Here is a 16,594-nt window from a genome sequence, read left to right as displayed (position 1 = left end):
GATGGTCGCACCGGTCCCGGGCCGGTCAGGCCTTCGCGCTGCAGCACGAAGCGACTTCAGGCGCGGGCGTAAATGCGGACGCGGTTTCGTAGCGGTCGTGGTGGCGCACCCAGTCCATCTTGTAAAACCCGTCATGCTCATCTCGGCCCTTGGGCGTGAGATCGAGCATGTTGTAGGTGCCCATCATCACTTCCACACCGCGCCCGTAGGTCGAGTAGGTGTGGAAGACTTCGCCCGCGTCATCCTTGTAGAACAGGCTGATGCCGGGCGCTTCCTCGGCCGGGAATTCCACCATGCCGTAGTTGTAGTTGACGGTGCCGTTGACCCGTTCCTCGGGCTTGAAGCTCACGTGGAAGTCGTAGTTGAAGTCGCTGCTGTTCGAAGAGACCCACTTGAACTGCCAGCCCATGCGCCGGCGAAAACGCTCGATCTCTGCCAGCGTCGCGCGCGAGACGGCCACAAATGTGACGTCGCGGTGCTCCAGGTGGATCTGCATGCCGGCGGTGTGGTCGGCCATGAAGGAGCAGCTCGGGCAGCCCTGCTCCCAGCCGGGGCCGAACATGAAGTGCTGCACCATCAGCTGGCGCCGCCCTTCGAAGAGGTCGGCGAGCGCGCGCCGGCCTTCGGGCGCATCGAAGACGTAGTTTTTCTCGATGCGAACCCAGGGGAGCCCGCGGCGCTGGCTGGCGATCTGGTCGCGTAGGCGCGTCAGCTCCTTCTCTTGCGCCAGCAGCGTCTTGCGCTCGGCAAGCCATCGCTCCCTGGACGCGACGGGGTGGTTTACGGTCTTCACTTTGTTCGCTTCGGCAGTTGCTGTACTCATGGTTTTCTCCTTGGCTCGATGAGCCGTTTGCGTGGGTCAATGCGCTGCCCGACCCGTGCTGGTAACGGGTGCGCTCGTTATCGGTCCAATGACCGAATGGGGTTGTCAGCGCAAGGGCGCTATGCCTTGCGCTGCGTTCTATGCGGCCTTGGGCCGCCGCACGGCGCGGACTTTTCCGCTCTTTCCGCCGCCGCAATAAAAGAGGTCTGCGCCGTCAGACTCCAGGCCGCTGACGCCGACGCCGTGCGGCATCTCCAGCCGCTCGAGGACGGCGCCGCTTTGCGGGTCGATGCGGCGGATCTCGCTGTCGTCGCCTTCCCAGGTGCCGTGCCACAGCTCGCCGTCCACCCAGGTCACGCCGGTGACGAAGCGGTTGGATTCAATCGTGCGCTGGATGGCACCTGTCTTCGGGTCGACCTGGTGGATTTTGCGGTCGCGGTACTGGCCCACCCACAGGCTGCCTTCTGCCCAGGTCAGGCCCGAGTCGCTTCCGCTGCCGGGCGCCGGGATGGTCGCCACCACCTTGCCGGTGGCCGGGTCGATCTTGTCGATGCGCGTCTCGGCGATCTGGTAGAGGTGCGTGCCGTCGAAGGCGGTGCCGGCGTCACCAGCACACTCCAGCGTGCGCGTCTGTTCGCCGCTGGCGGGGTCAAAGGCAATCAGCTTTGCGCCGGTCGCGGCCCAGACGCGCTGGCCGTCGTGGGTGACGCCGGCGACGTCATTGACGCCAGGAAAGCCGTATTCGCGCACGATCTCGGCGGGGCGCGCCTTGACTTCGGGTTTGTCGTTGAGGGTCTTGCGGGTCATCGTTGCTCCTTGTGTTGCACCGTCCGTCGGCGCCTGAGAACCTGTTCACGGTCTAAAGACAACTCTATCCAATCGGCAGCGCAGCGGGGAGTAACAAGATCGTCGTGAATCCCGCCAGCGGCGGCGCCAGCCAGCGCTGCGCCCGCGCCCGCCCGATGGAGCGCACCCGCCCGTCGGCTTCAAGGTCGGCCAGCGCCCGCTGCACGGTACGCTGGCTCGCCCCCAAGGCCAGCGCCAGGGCGGAGGTGGACCAGGCCGCGCCGTCGGAGAGCAGCGCCACCAGCGACGCTTGCTCGCCGTCAATGGGCGGCGCCAGCACAGCGACATCGCGCCCGGCCAGTGGCTTGAGGATGAAGCCCCGCTCGGTCGCCTCAATGGCCGCGAGCGGTTTGACCAGCGCGCGCAGGCGCCCGATCTCCACCCTCAGGCGTGCCCTGTGCGTCTCGTCAGGACGTTTGGTGCGAAAGGCGGATTCGATCAAGGCTTCGCGGCTAACATCGCCAGGCCATGCTTCGGCGAGCGAGCGAGCCAGTGAGAACAGGACTGGCCGGCGCGCCAGCGGCCGCCACTGGTCGCCGGCGCCCAGCCCGCGGCGGCAGGCATCGACCACCAGCGCGTCCGAGGCCAGGAGCGCTGAGACCTCATCGAGGCGCAGCGCCTGTTCACCGCTGGCGGCAAGGCGCCGGGCGGCGGGCCTGTCGAGCGCAGCGCGCGCTTCAGTGACTTCGGCCATCAGCGCCGGCACCTGTGCACGTTCGGCCGCCGCGTGCGCACGCGCCAGCGCCATCCGCGCCTCCCCGACGCGCAGCGACCGCAGCGCAAGCTCGGCAGCAGTCAGTTCAGCCACGGCCCGCAGCGAGGGCGGCAGGCCGCGCGCGTCCAGATGGGCCAGCGCGGCCGCCGCTTCATCCAGCCGGCCCAGCAGCAACAGCCGGCGTGCCGTGATCAGCCACGCCTGCAGTGCGTTGGCACTGTCGGCATGCGCTTGCAGTGTGGCCGCCGCTGCCGCCAGTGCACGTGGCGAGCCGGCGAAGTCGCGCATGGCCATCGCCACCTCGGCCTCTGCCACCACGCAGCGCGCACGCGCCAGTTCTTCATGGGCACCAAAGCCGCGGGCAGCGCGCCGAAGGAGTTCGCGGGCGCGCGGGTGCTCGCCAAGCTGGGCCATGGCGATGCCGCGCAGGGCCAGCGCCGGCGGGTCGTCGCGCAGGGCGACGCGCTTGAGGGCGCCGAGCGCGTCGCCGGCGGCAAGCGCACGCGCGGAGGCGGTAATCAGGGAATCCATGACCATAGGCTACACCGCCCTGCCGATGCAGCGCCGCGCTTGCAACTTTCCGGGCGCTGGCGTGCGCGGCCAGGGATGGTTTCGGCGTTGAAGATGCAGCCCCGGCTTCGCCTGCGACAGCGACCTTGAGCGTCTGCGTCTGGCGGTCGCATCCAAAGCGCTCGACGGCGGGACCGGGGCGGCAAACTGACGCGACGTTTGGTGGAGAGCGGACGTTCGGGCGGCTACGCCGCGCCCGCCCCATGCCCTGCCCCACGCTCCGCCCGTGCCAACGCCAGCGCCAGCCTGGCCCCCACCGCGGCGTTGTGTTTCACGAGCGCGATGTTGGTCGCCAGGCTGCGGCCACCCGTCAGCGCCTTGATGCGGGCCAGCAGGAAGGGTGTCACGGCCTTGCCGGTGACGCCTTGTGCCTTGGCCTCGGCGAGCGCCTGCTCGGTCAGCGCGTCAATCTCCTCGCGCGCCATCGCTGCCGCTTGCGGCACTGGCGTGCTCAGGACCACGCCGCCCGCGAGGCCCAGGTCCCACTTGGTGCGGATGAAGCGTGCCTGCGCCGCCGCGTCGTCCAGCCTGAAGTCCGCGCGAAAGCCACTGTCGCGCGTGTAGAACGCGGCGAAGTTGTCCTGCTCGCAACTGAGCACCGGCACGCCGTGCGTTTCCAGGTATTCCAGCGTGAGCGCTATGTCCAGGATGGACTTTGCACCGGCACACACCACCGCCACCGAGGTCCTCGCCAGTTCCTGCAGGTCAGCCGAGATGTCAAAGGTTTCCTGCGCACCGCGGTGCACGCCGCCAATGCCGCCGGTGACGAACACCTCGATGCCGGCCAGCGCGGCACAGATCATCGTGCCAGCCACGGTGGTGGCGCCGAGCCCGCCGCCGGCCAGCACGGCCGGCAGGTCGCGGCGGCTGACCTTGAGCGCCTGGCCCGAGCGGCCGAGCAGCTCCAGCTCGTCATCGGAAAGGCCGATGCGGATGCGCCCGCCGATCAGTGCGATGGTCGCAGGCTCGGCGCCCAGGTCGCGGATCACGGCCTCCACTTCGCGCGCGGTGCGAACGTTTTCCGGGTAGGGCATGCCGTGAGCGATGATGGTCGATTCCAGCGCCACGAGCGGGCGGCCGGCGGCCTGTGCAGCCACCACAGGTGCGCTGCGGATCAACCAGGAGTGGGCAAGGTTGGTAACCATGGCAATGCTTTCAATGGTGTGGTTCACCCAAGTGTGCAGCATAAGGCGGGTCCACGGTTTGCTGTGCAGGCGCGGGGTGCCGTGAAGGCGCCGATGGGTGCAACGAGCGCGCTTGACTTCGGGAGTCGGCCAACAGCTGCCGGTCAAAAGTGTGGCGCCGAATGCCTGCGGGAGACTGGCTGCCGACATAGGGTTATCCAGGCTGCTCGCTCCATACCCGACACGGACATCGGCAGGTTGCGGGTCGGCAATCTGGTGCCGATTTCGATGCTTGCAGCACCCGCGCCCGGCCAATACCAGTCGAAGAGTTACCAAAATCAGGTGCCTGAAACCCGCCATTGGCTGTCGTCCGAAGAGTCATTTTCGGGCCGTGTCCTGGACCGGCTTGCCAGAGACGCGCCTCTACTTGGCTCAGTTCAAATTCCGCCTTTTTTCTTTCCTGACGTCGCGTAAAGGTACGACACGCCAGTTGTTTTCAGCCGGTCGGTGGCTTGCCAGTGAAAACCGCCAATTGAGCGTCGAAAGCACGCTTGTAGGCCGGCCGCGCTTCGCCACGGGCGACATAGGCAGAGAGGTTCGGATATTTCTCCAGTAGACCTGATCCGTTCAACCTGCGCAGCACCGTCACCATCAGCAGGTCACCGGCGCTGAACGCATCGTCGAGCCAGTTGGCACGCCCGAGCCGACTGGAAAGTTCGCCCAGCCGTACACGGACGCGATCCTCGAGGATAGGCAGGCGCTCCCCATACCAGGGTTTGTTGTGCTCCAGGAGCGTGGCGATTCCGCGATCAAGGATCGGCGGCTCCACCGTGTTGAGCGCGGCAAACATCCATGTGATCGCGCGCGCCCGGGCATTCGCATCGTCAGGCAGCAGGCCCGCATGACGCTCTGCGATATGGAACACGATCGCCCCCGACTCGAACAGCGCAAGATCACCGTCTTCATAGGTCGGAATCTGCCCGAAAGGATGAAGCGCTCGATGCGCGGGTTCCTTCATCGCCCCGAACGAAACAAGACGAACCTCGTAAGGTTGGCCCACTTCTTCAAGCGCCCAGCGAACGCGCATGTCACGCGCCAGTCCCCTGCCGCGATCGGGCGACCGTTCAAAGGCAGTAATGGTAGGGGTCATCGGAAGGGTCATGGTGATTTCTCCTTTGCTGGATGTCTCGTTGAGTGCCGGATACGCAATTTACCGCTCATCTACTAGACGTTCGGGATGGGCCTGAATCGACATCCCTGAACTAGTTTTTTTCGCTAGTTCTCAAAGATCGGGCAAATCGGTGTCCCGAACGAAACCATTCAAGCAAAAGATCGGCCTCCACTCTCGGACGCATCCAACTGCCGTTTCCAGGTTTATTTATCGCCGCGCAGCCGCTCGATCAGCCCGTTCAGCTCATCCATCGAAGCGAACTGGATCGCCACCTCGCCCATCTCTTCGTGCCGGCCATTGCGCTTGACCTGCTTTTTGACGCGGACTTCGACCTCGGCCATCAGCAGGTCGGCCAGCTCTTCTTCGACGCGGCGGGTGTCGCGGGATTTTTCCTTGGCGGCTTTTTGCGGCCTCAGGGAGAACTCGGCGCTGAGTTTCTTGACCAGGTTTTCCGTCTCGCGCACCGACATCTTCTTGGCCGAGATCTGGTTGGCCGCGGTGATTTGCGTGGCGCGGTCCAGCGCCAGCAAGGCTCGGGCGTGGCCCATGTCCAGGTCGCCGGCCATCAGCATGGTCTGCACCGGGTCGGCCAGATTGAGCAGGCGCAGCAGGTTGGAGGCGGCGCTGCGCGAGCGCCCCACGGCCTGCGCCGCCAGTTCGTGAGTGAGCCCAAACTCCTTCACCAGGCGTTGCAGGCCTTGGGCCTCTTCCAGCGGATTGAGGTCTTCGCGCTGGATGTTTTCAATCAGCGCCATGGCTGCGGCGGACTCGTCGGGCACGTCGCGCACCAGCACCGGCACGCTGTCCAGCCCGGCGATTTTGGCGGCTCGGAAGCGCCGCTCGCCGGCGATGATTTCGTACTTGCCGTCGTGCGCACCGCTGTTCAGCCGCCGCACCAGGATGGGCTGCATGATGCCCTGTGCCTTGATGGACTCGGCCAGTTCGTACAGCGCGCCCTCGTCCATGCGGGTGCGCGGCTGGTACTGGCCGGGCACCATGTCGGCCAGGCGCAGCGTTGCCGGCAGGCCGGGACTGGTGGCGCTGCTGTTGGCATTGTCCACGTCCCCTGATTCGCTGACCTTGGGGCCCAGCAGGGCTTCGAGTCCGCGGCCCAGGCCTTTTGGTTTTTTGGTGACCATGTCTGTCGTTTCTTTCTTGAATACGCTTGAATACAAATCGGAAGGGAATCGCCTGGCCTTACGTCGTGAAACCCACGGGCATCACAAGCGCGTCAGGTGCTGCAATTCGGCATAGGCTTGCGGCCAGTCAGCCAGGCCGCTCTCGGCATTGAGGTGGCCGCGCGCGCCGGCATCCATCAGCTCGGCACCCCACGCGGCCGCAAACCGGCGGGCGCGCTCCGGGGCGCAAAACGGATCGTCGCTGCTGGCAAACAGCATGGTTTTAAAAGGCAGTGTCTGCAGCGGAATCGGCGACCAGCTCGGCAGCATCTCGCGCACGCCGTCCTGCTCGACATCGGGCGGCGCCACCAATAGCGCGGCTTTCACGCGGTGCGTGTTGCGGGAGTGCGCGGCCCATGCCGCCACATGGATGCAGCCCAGGCTGTGCGCCACCAGCACGGCGGGTTCGTCACACGACAGCAGCACGTCTTCCAGCCGCGCGATCCAGTCGCCACGCAGCGGACGCTCCCAGTCATGCTGCTCCACGCGCGTGAAGCCATGCGCCCGCTCCCAGCGGCTCTGCCAGTGCTCGGGGCCACTGTTCTGCCAGCCGGGAAGGATCAGGACATTGCGGGGGTTCATGCGCTCAATGACTCATTTGCTATGTTTTTGATAGCTATAGATGCTGTAAATGCAATATGCATGGCGGATACGGGTGCTTTTATCAAGAGGCCATCTCACATGCCCTTGATGCGCGCCACCATTTCCTCGGCAAACGTGACGAAGGCCTGCGCGCCTCGGGAAGACGGGTCGAACACCACACCGGGCAGGCCGTAGCTGGGCGCTTCGGCCAGGCGTACATTGCGCGGGATCACGGTGTTGAACACCTTCTCGGCAAAGTGTTCCTTGAGCTGCTCGCTGACCTGCTGCTGCAGCGTGATGCGCGGATCGAACATCACGCGCAGCAGGCCGATAATCTGCAAGTCCTTGTTGAGGTTGGCATGCACCTGCTTGATGGTGTTGACCAGGTCGGTCAGGCCTTCGAGCGCAAAGTACTCGCACTGCATCGGCACGATCACGCCATGCGCGCAACACAGGCCGTTGAGGGTGAGCATGCTCAGCGACGGCGGGCAGTCGATCAGCACGAAGTCGTAGTCTTTGTCCACGGCGTTCAGGGCCAGCTTGAGCCGCCGTTCGCGGCGCTCCACCTCCACCAGTTCGACCTCGGCACCGGCCAGCTCGCGGTTGGCGCCCAGCACGTCGTAGCCGCATTTCTCGCTGTGCACGCGCGCTTCCATCACAGACGCCGACTCCAGCAGCACATCGTAGACGGTGAGTTCGAGCTTGCGCTTGTCCACGCCCGAACCCATGGTGGCATTGCCCTGGGGATCCAGGTCAATCATCAGCACGCGCTGGCCAACCTTGGCCAAGCCCGCCGCCAGATTCACCGTGGTGGTGGTCTTGCCCACCCCGCCCTTTTGGTTGGCAACGCAAAATATTTTGGCCATCAGCAGGCCCCCACGCTTTTCACTGCGTGTAAGGCGCTGCCCCCCGAGGGGGCTAATTTTTCTAGGGGCGGCCCGTCGAAAAATTGCATTTTGTCGTTCGTGGGATTTTTATTGTTCATTTGGAAACCGCCAGCTTCAGGCCAAAGCCGATCAGGAAAACGCCTGCCAGCTTGTTCAGGACGGCAGAGATCTGCGGGTTGGCGCGAATGCGTTCCGCGAGGTGATAGGTCAGCATGACCGAGGTCAGGCCATACAGGAAGGTCAGGACGGCAATCGTCGCCGCCATCACGCCAAAAGTCTTCAGGCCCTGGTGCTGTGCCGGATCGACAAACAGCGGGAAGAAGGCCATGTAGAAAACGATCGCCTTGGGGTTGAGCAAGGTGATCAGCACGGCCTGGCGGAAATAATGACGCGGCTTGATTTGCAGGAGGGGTGCATCGCCGGGCTTGGCGATCAGCATCTTGATGCCCAGCCAGGTCAGGTAAATGGCACCCATCCACTGCACGGCATGAAAAGCCGTCGGGTAGGCAGCCATCACGGCGGCCACCCCAGCCACGGCCGCCCAGAGCAAGACCTGGTCGCCGGCAATCACGCCCAAGGTGGCTCCCAGTCCACCCGGAATTCCGCCCTTGCCGGTCGAGGTGATCAGCGCCAGGTTGCCGGGCCCGGGAATCAACAGAAACACAATGATCGCGACAACAAAAGCGCCGTAATCGGCAACACCGACGAATGAGCCCAGCATGGAATTTCTCCGGAAGTAGAGGGCTTGAGTTTACGACAGGGGTCACGACGCCAACGCGAATGAACCTGTCTTTCGTGCCGCGCACAACGACACGGCGAAGAAAATCCCTCTTTTTAGCCCTGCTGGTCCAGTCCTGCCGCAGCTGACTTGCACCGCATCCAGACAATACAGCGCTCGGCATCCAGCCCCGGCACCTGCAACTGTTCCACGTGAAACACTTCCACGGTCGGTGGTAAGGAGGCCAATTCTTCCGCTGGTTGCTTCCCCTTCATGGCCATCCACACGCCATGGGACGCCAGTGCATCGCCAGACCATTGGGTGAAATCGGCCAACGAGGCAAAGGCGCGGGAACAGATCACATCAAACAGTGTGGTGATCGTTTCCACGCGCGCATGCAAACCCGAGAGATTGGGCAGCTTCAACGCCAGCGCAGCCTGCTTGATGAAAGCCGCCTTCTTGGCCACCGTGTCCACGCAGGTCACCGCGACCTCCGGGCAACAAATGGCGATCACCACGCCCGGAAGGCCGGCGCCCGAGCCCACGTCCAGCAGGCAGGCGCCCTGCTCCTGCCCGGTTTTGCGCAAATGGCGCCGCAGCGGCGGCACCGCCGCCAGGCTGTCCAGCAGATGGTGGGTCATCATTTCCACCGGGTCGCGCACCGCCGTAAGGTTGTACACCTTGGTCCATTTGCCGATCAGGTCCTGGTAGTCCAGCAACTGGCCGACCTGGCTATCGGTCAATTCCAGTTGCAGCGCCTTCAGGCCGGCGCGCAAATCCTGCTCACCGCCACGCATCAGGCTTGGGCTTTTTCGGTGGAGGTGTCCGTTGTCTTCAGGGGCACCGTGTTTTTCCACAGGTTTTTCTTCAGATGCACCAGCAGCAGCGAGACTGTCGCCGGTGTGATGCCGGAAATCCGCGAGGCCATGCCCAGCGTTTCGGGCCGGTGCCTGGCCAGGGTTTGGCGCGCTTCAAAACTCAGGGCCGACACCTGCAGGTAATCGAGATCCGTGGGCAGCTTGAGGTTTTCATAGTGCGCGGCACGCTCGACCTCTGTTTTTTGCAGATCGATGTACCCCGCATACTTGGCCGTGATCTCGATTTGCTCGATCACGCTTTTGGCCAAATCGTCGCTCGCGGCCGCTTCCGCTGCCAGTTCGGGGTTGGCGTACTTGCCCTCCTCCAGCGACATCAGGCCGGCGTAGTTCACATCGGGGCGGCGCAGCAAGTCCAGCAGGTTGTACTCCCGCTCGATCGATTTGCCCAGCACCCGCTCGGCTTCGGCCAAAGGCAGATTGTGGGGATTGACCCAGAGGGAGCGAAGCCGCTCTGTTTCACGTGAAACAGCATCGCGCTTGCGGCTGAAGGCGTCCCAGCGGGCGTCGTCCACCAGGCCCAGCTCGCGGCCTTTTTCGGTCAGGCGCATGTCGGCATTGTCTTCGCGCAGCATCAGGCGATACTCGGCCCGGCTGGTAAACATGCGGTAAGGCTCGGTCACACCCTTGGTGATCAGGTCATCGACCAGCACGCCGAGGTAGGCTTCGTCGCGCCGGGGCAACCACGCGCCTCCATGATCGTTGGGCAAGCCACCGAGTGCCCTGCACTGCAGCGCGGCGTTAATGCCGGCAAACATGCCCTGGGCCGCCGCTTCTTCATAGCCGGTGGTGCCGTTGATCTGGCCGGCAAAGAACAGCCCGCCAATCGCGCGGGTTTCAAAGGTGGTCTTCAGTGCCCGCGGATCAAAGTAGTCGTATTCGATCGCATAGCCCGGCCGCAGGATGTGGGCGTTCTCCATACCCGCCATCGAGCGCACCAGCTCGTACTGGATGTCAAACGGCAGGCTGGTCGAGATGCCGTTGGGGTAGATCTCGTGCGTGGTCAGGCCTTCGGGTTCCAGGAAAATCTGGTGGCTTTCCTTGTCGGCAAAGCGGTTGATCTTGTCTTCCACGCTGGGGCAGTAACGCGGCCCCACGCCATCGATCTTCCCGGTGAACATCGGACTGCGATCAAAACCGGAGCGGATGATCTCATGGGTACGCTCATTGGTATGGGTGATCCAGCACGGCATCTGCTGCGGATGGGGAATAGCACCGCCCATGAAGCTGAACACCGGCACCGGCCCGGCGGTTCCGCCCGGCATGCCGTCGCCCGGCTGCTCGATGCATTTGCTGAAATCAATCGTACGGCCGTCGATGCGCGGCGGCGTGCCGGTCTTCAGCCGGCCTTGCGGCAGCTTGAGCTCTTTCAGCCGGCTGGACAGCGACACGGCCGGCGGATCGCCCGCCCGGCCCGCCGCGTAATTGTTGAGCCCGACATGGATCTTGCCGTCCAGAAATGTGCCGGCCGTCAGCACCACGGTGCGGGACCGAAAACGGATGCCGACCTGCGTGACGGCGCCCACCACCCGGTCGCCCTCCACCATCAGGTCATCGACCGCCTGCTGGAACAGCCAGAGGTTGGGCTGGTTTTCCAGCCGGCGCCGAATCGCCGCCTTGTACAGAATCCGGTCGGCCTGCGCCCGGGTGGCGCGCACGGCCGGGCCCTTGGAACTATTCAGAATACGGAACTGGATGCCGCCTTCGTCCGTGGCCAGCGCCATCGCCCCGCCCATGGCGTCGACTTCCTTGACCAGGTGACCCTTGCCAATGCCGCCAATCGAGGGGTTGCAGCTCATCTGGCCGAGTGTCTCGATGTTGTGCGAGAGCAGCAAGGTCTTGCAGCCCATGCGGGCGGAAGCCAGCGCGGCTTCCGTGCCGGCATGGCCGCCACCGACCACGATCACATCAAATTCTTGCGGATAGATATAAGGCGATTGCATTACGCCTCCTTCAATAAAGTGGCCATCAGGCCAGATGCCTGTACGCCATGGAGCTGCCCCGAGCCTGGGCGATGACCAGACCGGCCACGCCCTGCCGCGGCTGGCACAGACAGCGGCACGCCAGACCGCGCGCCGATCGCGCCCAAGCCTGTCCCCGCCCCACAGGGGCGAATGGCGAATTTTATCAGGCAGGCCTCATTTTGTGCTGTGTAATGGCATTGAGCCGGTTCGGCAGGTCCGCCGCCGAGGCGTGGCAATACGCTATTATTTTGATAGCAACTACTGCGCGAATCTCTTGGGCTGCGGGCTCAAAAAGCCCACAAGGCCCAGACTGGTCCGGACCGTAAATCGCCCCCGCGCAGCGGCATCCCGCCGCAAACCGCCACAATAGCGGGCATGAAACTTCTCATCTTCGCCGGCAGCACCCGCCAGAACTCCTTCAACCGCAAGCTCGCCCATGCAACCGCCGCCATGGCACGGGCCAGCGGCGCCGAAGTCACCCACCTCGAACTGGCCGACCTCGATGTCCCGATGTACAACGCCGACCTGGAAGCCAAGGGCACGCCGCCGGATGTGATGAAGCTCAAGCAGATCATGTACGAGCACCCGGCCTGGATCATCTGCTCGCCGGAATACAACGGCAGCTACACCGCGCTGCTGAAAAACACCATCGACTGGGCCTCCAGGCCGGTCCCGTCGGACCCCGCCTGGACAGACGGCAACAAGCCCTTCACCGGCAAGGTGGTGGGCGTGCTCAGCGCCTCCCCCGGCGCCTTGGGCGGCCTGCGCTCGCAAAGCCACCTGGTGCCGCTGCTGCTCAACCTGCACTGCTGGGTAGCGCCCAAGGCCTTCGCCCTGAGCCGTGCCGGCGAGGCCTTCGATGCCGACGGCCAGCTGCCCGGCGAAGCCCATCGCAAGAACGTGCAGGCCGTCATAGACCAGGTGCTGTTCGCCGGCAGCCGCCTGGCGCGATAAGCCCCAGGCGCGGGGCCGACCCACACCGGAACCGTACTGACACCGTACTGACGCCAAAACCGGCAAGCTTATTTGTCCACTCACCCTTCTCCTTCCAGCCCCATGAACTGCCGATCCGGCTGCGGTGCCTGCTGCATTGCGCCGTCCATCAGCTCGCCCATTCCCGGCATGCCCGAAGGCAAGCCGGCCGGCGTGCGCTGCGTGCAGCTCGACGACGCCAATGCCTGCCGCATCTTCGGCCAGCCCGGGCGGCCGGCAGTCTGCGGGCAGCTGGCGCCCTCGGCAGAGATGTGCGGCAGCAACCGCACGCAAGCCCTGCTGTACCTTGCGCGACTGGAAACCCTGACCGCTCCGCAGTAAGCCTGCATCTCCCCCTCATCCTCTCTTCCCCTCCTCGCGGTCCGGCCCCCGGCTCAGCAGCAGATACGGTATCTCCCCCCGCCCTATCCCCAAATCATTGAGTTCCCGCGCGCTCATGCCCTGCAGCTCGGCCACCTGCCTGCGGTCATCGCGCTGACGCCAGAAACGCGCGTGACGGCGCAGGCGGGTCAGCGCCTGGTTCAACCAAACAAAACCCGGCTTTAACAACATGGTGGCAACTCCTGTGATCGAGAAGTGCCCAATGGTGCGGCCTGTCGTGCTATTGTGGAAGTTGAATTTTCTGATGCAACCTATCAGGATTAATGATGCGTGAACTCAATCTGGACCAGCTGCGCACCCTCGTTTCCATCGCCGACCTGGGCACCTTCTCCGCCGCGGCACGGGCGCTGCATCTGGCGCAGCCCACGGTCAGCCTGCACATCAGCGAGCTGGAAGCCCGGCTGGGCGCACAGCTGGTGGTGCGCGGGGGCCGCAGCGTGGTACCCACGGCGGCCGGTGCCGTGCTGGTCGAGCGGGCGCGGCGCCTGCTGCGCGACGCCGATGACGCGACCGATGCCGTCAAGCGCCATGTAGAGGGGCGGCTAGGCCGCGTGCGGCTGGGCACCTCCACCGGCATCGTGGTGCATTTGCTGCCCCGGGTGCTGGAGCTCATGGCGCGCGCGCATCCCGAGATCGATGTGGAGGTCAGCATCCTCGGCTCCGCTGAAACCATGGAACGCCTGGGCCAGGGCACGCTGGATGTCGGATTAGTGGCTACGCCCCAGCCGGCGCGGCGCGAGCTGGTGATGAGCCACTGGCGCAGCGACCCCATGATGGCGTTCATCCCCACCGGCTGGCCGGCGCCCAAGCGCATCACGCCGCCCTGGCTGATGGACAAGCCCCTGATATTCAACGACTCGACCACGCACATGTACCGCCTGACCATGGAGTGGTTTGCCAAGGCCGGCCACACGCCCCGGGCGCGCATAGAGCTCAATTACACCGAGGCCATGAAGAGCCTGGTGGTGGCCGGCTATGGTGCGGCCCTGCTGCCGCTGGAGCAGGCGGGCGCTGCCGCCACTCCCAACGGCGTGCAGGTGCTGCCGCTCAAGCCCGCATTGACCCGCCACACCGCCGTGGTGCACAGGCCGCTGGCAGCCCTTGACGGGGCCACGCGCAACCTGCTGCAGACGCTGGCGCAGTTCCGGCAAACTTGAAGCCCGACCCGGGCGGCAGCACGCCAAACCACGGCGTGGCCGACACGCGGAAAGCAGGCACGCTGATGAAAGTTCAATTTCTGACAATTGCACGTGCCGCACAGGCGTATCGTACAAAGCCAGGCCTTTTTAAAAAACAACCCGCCAGGAGACAACCCCGTGAACATCCCATCCCTGAAAAAAACCGTCAGCGCCGAGGAATGGCAGTTGCGCTGCGACCTCGCCGCCTGCTACCGCCTGGTAGCGCTCTATGGCTGGAGCGACCTGGTGTTCACCCACATCAGCGCCAAGCTGCCAGAGGAGGTAGCAGGCCCGGGCGCGCACCACTTCCTGATCAACCCCTACGGCCTGATGTTCGACGAGATCACCGCCTCCAGCCTGGTCAAGGTCGACGGGCAGTGCAACAAAGTCATTGACTCGCCCTTCCCGGTCAACCCGGCCGGTTTCGTGATTCACAGCGCGGTGCACGACGCCCGGCCCGACGCCGGCTGCGTGCTGCACACCCACACGCGCGCCGGCGTCGCGGTCAGTGCGCAAAAGTGCGGCGTGCTGCCGATCAGCCAGCAGTCCACCTTTGTGCTGGCCTCGCTGGCCTACCACGACTACGAGGGCGTCGCCTTTCGCGGCGAGGAAAGGCCGCGCCTGCAGGCCGATCTGGGGTCCGCCAATTTTTTGATGCTGCGCAACCATGGCCTGCTGGTGGTGGGCAAGACCATTGCCGACGCCTTTTTGAACATGTACATATTTGAAAACACCTGCCGCATCCAGCTCGACGCGCAGGCCGGCGGCGAACTCATCCTGGTCAATCCGCAGATCATCCAGGGCGTGTCGGAAGCCCTGCGCGTGCAGACGGGCGGCATGGGCGGCGCCTTTGCCTGGCCCTCGCTGATCCGCAGGCTGGAGCGGCTGGACGACAGCTACCGCACATAAACTGCCCCCACCCGGCTTGTGCAAGGCGACCGCCAGGGACTTCCTCCAGGGGGCTTGCAAGGGCCTCTAAGTACTGACCAGGGAAAGCATCGGCGGATGCGATCCCGGCGGGGTGTCGGGCAGCAATTCGCCCTCGTCCACGATCAGTTCCTTGCGCAGCATTTGCACATTGCCAAAAATGGTGGCAAAGGCCACGTCCTTCGCGTCGCGCCCCGTTCCCACGCGCACCAGCCGGTCTATGGGCGCCAGATGGCTGGGATCAAACAGCACCCAGCGCCCCTCCAGCCAGGCTTCGAACACCGCGTGAAAATCCTGCGGCGGCTCGTCAAAATGGACATAACCCACCACCAGCCGCGCGGGAATATTGAGTGCCCGGCACAAGGTGATGCCCAGATGCGCAAAGTCCCGGCAGACGCCGGCGCGCTGCACAAACACATCCCGCGCCGTGGTCGTCGACGAGGTGCAACCCGGCAGGTAGGCGATCGAGTCGTGAATCCAGTTCTCGACCGCCCGCACGCGGCCGATACCGGGGGGCAGGTCACCAAACAGCTGCTGCGCCGCGCGGCTCATGGAGTCCGACTCGCAGTAGCGGCTGGGCATCAGGTAACGCAAGACATCATCGGGCACGCCGCTCACCGGCGTTTCGTCCAGATGCAGGGGCACGGGCACGGCAATCAGCCGCACCCGGGCGTGGTAGTTGACGGACAGCATTCCCTTGGGCGCGTCCAGGCGTATGAAGCGGTTGCCGCTGCGCTCGTCGCAAAAATTGCGAACCTTCATGCTCGGCGTGATCGTCAGCCGCTCCTGCAATACATGGTGCCCCTCGTGAAACGCGGCCTCGATGTTGAAAAGAAAATGCGACGGGCTGCCGACTTCATACTCGAGCAGCAAATCGATCAGGGTGGTGTGCATGGAATGGGTGCCGGTTGAGAATAAAAACCGTCAGAAGGACATCGCAGCCCTGTTGACACGGGACAGGCAGGATCAGATTCGCGTGCGGTGATGACCCGCGCCATGACCATGACCACTGTCGGCGGCGGCAAACCAGTTTTTGCACGTCACGAACACAATGCGCGCAGCGCGCTCCAGCACATCGGCAGAGGGCTCAGCCCGGCGCCGTGCACGCAAGCGAATCACCAACAGGAACTCGGCAATGCCCGCCTGAAAACCGGCGCGCACCGACACGGGCGCGGGCAGGTTGGCAGCCCGGTGCGCGATGTCCAGACGCGGCGCCGCGCTGCTGCCCGGAGGCCGCGGCGGAAACAGCCGCTGCCGGACCCGGGACATCAAGGTACTTGCCGGCGCGCAGGGAGCAGGTGTCAACGAAGACGACGAAGGCGCAGAAGGCTCGGAGGGCAAAGGTGTGATGGGAGGCAGTGAGGCCATTTACTTCATGCCTTTCCTGACCGCACCCACGCCCAGTGCGGCGAGCACCACAAAAATGACCGCCAGAATCAGGAACAGGCCAAACAGGATCTTGGCAATGCCGGCGGCGCCTGCCGCCACCCCGCCAAAACCCAGGGCGCCGGCTATCAGTGAAATCACCGCAAAAATAATCGCGTACTTGAGCATCGGTTCTCCTTTGCAATGCCTCGTCCCCGCAAGCCTGCGAGCGGATGAGACCTCAACAAACATCAACCAACATCAAAAAACAGGAGGCGAACGCCCGCAAGGACCATC

At 64.5% G+C, this 16,594-nt stretch carries 19 protein-coding genes; 4 read left to right on the top strand and 15 right to left on the bottom strand.

All coding sequences use genetic code 11. The features are described from left to right. Nucleotides 1-25: 25 nt before the first annotated feature. The 11 genes from BPRO_RS00420 to mnmG form a co-directional block, all read right to left on the bottom strand. Nucleotides 26-823, bottom strand: a complete 798-nt coding sequence (locus BPRO_RS00420) for a DUF899 domain-containing protein (protein WP_011481060.1) — start codon at nt 821-823, stop codon at nt 26-28. Between the two features lie 138 nt (nt 824-961). Next, nucleotides 962-1,630: a Vgb family protein gene (locus BPRO_RS00415; protein WP_011481059.1), complete on the bottom strand. Its 669-nt coding sequence runs from the start codon at nt 1,628-1,630 to the stop codon at nt 962-964. A 64-nt stretch (nt 1,631-1,694) separates the two neighbouring features. After that, nucleotides 1,695-2,915, bottom strand: coding sequence for a hypothetical protein (locus BPRO_RS00410; protein ID WP_041389070.1), 1,221 nt, complete (start codon nt 2,913-2,915; stop codon nt 1,695-1,697). A 224-nt stretch (nt 2,916-3,139) separates the two neighbouring features. Then, nucleotides 3,140-4,099: a pseudouridine-5'-phosphate glycosidase gene (locus tag BPRO_RS00405; protein ID WP_011481057.1), complete on the bottom strand. Its 960-nt coding sequence runs from the start codon at nt 4,097-4,099 to the stop codon at nt 3,140-3,142. 475 nt (nt 4,100-4,574) lie between these two features. Next, on the bottom strand, nt 4,575-5,240 hold the full coding sequence (locus BPRO_RS00400) for a glutathione S-transferase family protein (RefSeq protein ID WP_011481056.1): 666 nt from the start codon (nt 5,238-5,240) through the stop codon (nt 4,575-4,577). Between the two features lie 212 nt (nt 5,241-5,452). Next, nucleotides 5,453-6,388 (bottom strand): ParB/RepB/Spo0J family partition protein, encoded by a 936-nt coding sequence (locus tag BPRO_RS00395; RefSeq protein ID WP_011481055.1) that lies wholly within the window; start codon nt 6,386-6,388, stop codon nt 5,453-5,455. Between the two features lie 81 nt (nt 6,389-6,469). Then, nucleotides 6,470-7,009 (bottom strand): RBBP9/YdeN family alpha/beta hydrolase, encoded by a 540-nt coding sequence (locus BPRO_RS00390; RefSeq protein WP_011481054.1) that lies wholly within the window; start codon nt 7,007-7,009, stop codon nt 6,470-6,472. A 95-nt stretch (nt 7,010-7,104) separates the two neighbouring features. Beyond that, entirely contained in the window at nt 7,105-7,875 is a 771-nt protein-coding gene (locus tag BPRO_RS00385) for a ParA family protein (protein ID WP_011481053.1), read from the bottom strand. Between the two features lie 115 nt (nt 7,876-7,990). Further along, nucleotides 7,991-8,617, bottom strand: coding sequence for a LysE family translocator (locus tag BPRO_RS00380; protein WP_011481052.1), 627 nt, complete (start codon nt 8,615-8,617; stop codon nt 7,991-7,993). A gap of 113 nt (nt 8,618-8,730) precedes the next feature. Next, entirely contained in the window at nt 8,731-9,411 is a 681-nt protein-coding gene (gene rsmG / locus BPRO_RS00375) for a 16S rRNA (guanine(527)-N(7))-methyltransferase RsmG (protein WP_011481051.1), read from the bottom strand. Beyond that, nucleotides 9,411-11,432 (bottom strand): tRNA uridine-5-carboxymethylaminomethyl(34) synthesis enzyme MnmG, encoded by a 2,022-nt coding sequence (mnmG, locus tag BPRO_RS00370; protein WP_011481050.1) that lies wholly within the window; start codon nt 11,430-11,432, stop codon nt 9,411-9,413. The genes rsmG and mnmG overlap by 1 nt, the downstream gene beginning before the upstream one ends. Before the next feature lie 396 nt (nt 11,433-11,828). Between mnmG and BPRO_RS00365 the strand changes: the two genes are divergently transcribed. Next, nucleotides 11,829-12,407, top strand: a complete 579-nt coding sequence (locus BPRO_RS00365; RefSeq protein WP_011481049.1) for an NADPH-dependent FMN reductase — start codon at nt 11,829-11,831, stop codon at nt 12,405-12,407. Between the two features lie 102 nt (nt 12,408-12,509). Then, on the top strand, nt 12,510-12,767 hold the full coding sequence (locus tag BPRO_RS00360; protein WP_011481048.1) for a YkgJ family cysteine cluster protein: 258 nt from the start codon (nt 12,510-12,512) through the stop codon (nt 12,765-12,767). Nucleotides 12,768-12,782: 15 nt separating this feature from the next. Here the strand turns inward: BPRO_RS00360 and BPRO_RS00355 are convergent, their stop codons facing one another. After that, on the bottom strand, nt 12,783-12,998 hold the full coding sequence (locus BPRO_RS00355; protein WP_041388133.1) for a DUF1127 domain-containing protein: 216 nt from the start codon (nt 12,996-12,998) through the stop codon (nt 12,783-12,785). A gap of 95 nt (nt 12,999-13,093) precedes the next feature. Here BPRO_RS00355 and BPRO_RS00350 point away from each other — a divergent pair, with 95 nt between their 5' ends. Both BPRO_RS00350 and BPRO_RS00345 read left to right on the top strand, forming a co-directional pair. Then, nucleotides 13,094-13,984, top strand: a complete 891-nt coding sequence (locus BPRO_RS00350) for a LysR family transcriptional regulator (protein ID WP_011481047.1) — start codon at nt 13,094-13,096, stop codon at nt 13,982-13,984. Between the two features lie 159 nt (nt 13,985-14,143). After that, complete coding sequence (locus BPRO_RS00345; protein WP_011481046.1) at nt 14,144-14,914, top strand: class II aldolase/adducin family protein; 771 nt, start codon at nt 14,144-14,146, stop codon at nt 14,912-14,914. 66 nt (nt 14,915-14,980) lie between these two features. Here BPRO_RS00345 and BPRO_RS00340 read toward each other — a convergent pair whose 3' ends face one another. The 3 genes from BPRO_RS00340 to BPRO_RS00330 form a co-directional block, all read right to left on the bottom strand. Further along, nucleotides 14,981-15,826: a transglutaminase-like domain-containing protein gene (locus BPRO_RS00340; protein WP_011481045.1), complete on the bottom strand. Its 846-nt coding sequence runs from the start codon at nt 15,824-15,826 to the stop codon at nt 14,981-14,983. A 72-nt stretch (nt 15,827-15,898) separates the two neighbouring features. Next, nucleotides 15,899-16,300, bottom strand: a complete 402-nt coding sequence (locus BPRO_RS00335) for a hypothetical protein (protein WP_011481044.1) — start codon at nt 16,298-16,300, stop codon at nt 15,899-15,901. Beyond that, a complete protein-coding gene (locus tag BPRO_RS00330; RefSeq protein WP_011481043.1) occupies nt 16,301-16,486 on the bottom strand; it encodes a DUF1328 family protein in 186 nt (61 codons plus the stop codon). Nucleotides 16,487-16,594 lie beyond the last annotated feature (108 nt).

Origin of the sequence: Polaromonas sp. JS666 (assembly GCF_000013865.1) — a bacterium.
GTDB lineage: Bacteria > Pseudomonadota > Gammaproteobacteria > Burkholderiales > Burkholderiaceae_C > Polaromonas.
The sequence above is the reverse complement of the archived record's forward strand: the minus strand, read 5'-3'. Positions and strand labels throughout refer to the sequence as shown.

Coding starts and splice junctions, on each gene's coding strand:
- BPRO_RS00420 (WP_011481060.1), bottom strand. CDS start 823: ATGAGTACAGCAACTGCCGAAGCGAACAAAGTGAAGACCGTAAACCAC.
- BPRO_RS00415 (WP_011481059.1), bottom strand. CDS start 1,630: ATGACCCGCAAGACCCTCAACGACAAACCCGAAGTCAAGGCGCGCCCC.
- BPRO_RS00410 (WP_041389070.1), bottom strand. CDS start 2,915: ATGGATTCCCTGATTACCGCCTCCGCGCGTGCGCTTGCCGCCGGCGAC.
- BPRO_RS00405 (WP_011481057.1), bottom strand. CDS start 4,099: ATGGTTACCAACCTTGCCCACTCCTGGTTGATCCGCAGCGCACCTGTG.
- BPRO_RS00400 (WP_011481056.1), bottom strand. CDS start 5,240: ATGACCCTTCCGATGACCCCTACCATTACTGCCTTTGAACGGTCGCCC.
- BPRO_RS00395 (WP_011481055.1), bottom strand. CDS start 6,388: ATGGTCACCAAAAAACCAAAAGGCCTGGGCCGCGGACTCGAAGCCCTG.
- BPRO_RS00390 (WP_011481054.1), bottom strand. CDS start 7,009: ATGAACCCCCGCAATGTCCTGATCCTTCCCGGCTGGCAGAACAGTGGC.
- BPRO_RS00385 (WP_011481053.1), bottom strand. CDS start 7,875: ATGGCCAAAATATTTTGCGTTGCCAACCAAAAGGGCGGGGTGGGCAAG.
- BPRO_RS00380 (WP_011481052.1), bottom strand. CDS start 8,617: ATGCTGGGCTCATTCGTCGGTGTTGCCGATTACGGCGCTTTTGTTGTC.
- rsmG (WP_011481051.1), bottom strand. CDS start 9,411: ATGCGTGGCGGTGAGCAGGATTTGCGCGCCGGCCTGAAGGCGCTGCAA.
- mnmG (WP_011481050.1), bottom strand. CDS start 11,432: ATGCAATCGCCTTATATCTATCCGCAAGAATTTGATGTGATCGTGGTC.
- BPRO_RS00365 (WP_011481049.1), top strand. CDS start 11,829: ATGAAACTTCTCATCTTCGCCGGCAGCACCCGCCAGAACTCCTTCAAC.
- BPRO_RS00360 (WP_011481048.1), top strand. CDS start 12,510: ATGAACTGCCGATCCGGCTGCGGTGCCTGCTGCATTGCGCCGTCCATC.
- BPRO_RS00355 (WP_041388133.1), bottom strand. CDS start 12,998: ATGTTGTTAAAGCCGGGTTTTGTTTGGTTGAACCAGGCGCTGACCCGC.
- BPRO_RS00350 (WP_011481047.1), top strand. CDS start 13,094: ATGCGTGAACTCAATCTGGACCAGCTGCGCACCCTCGTTTCCATCGCC.
- BPRO_RS00340 (WP_011481045.1), bottom strand. CDS start 15,826: ATGCACACCACCCTGATCGATTTGCTGCTCGAGTATGAAGTCGGCAGC.
- BPRO_RS00335 (WP_011481044.1), bottom strand. CDS start 16,300: ATGGCCTCACTGCCTCCCATCACACCTTTGCCCTCCGAGCCTTCTGCG.
- BPRO_RS00330 (WP_011481043.1), bottom strand. CDS start 16,486: ATGCTCAAGTACGCGATTATTTTTGCGGTGATTTCACTGATAGCCGGC.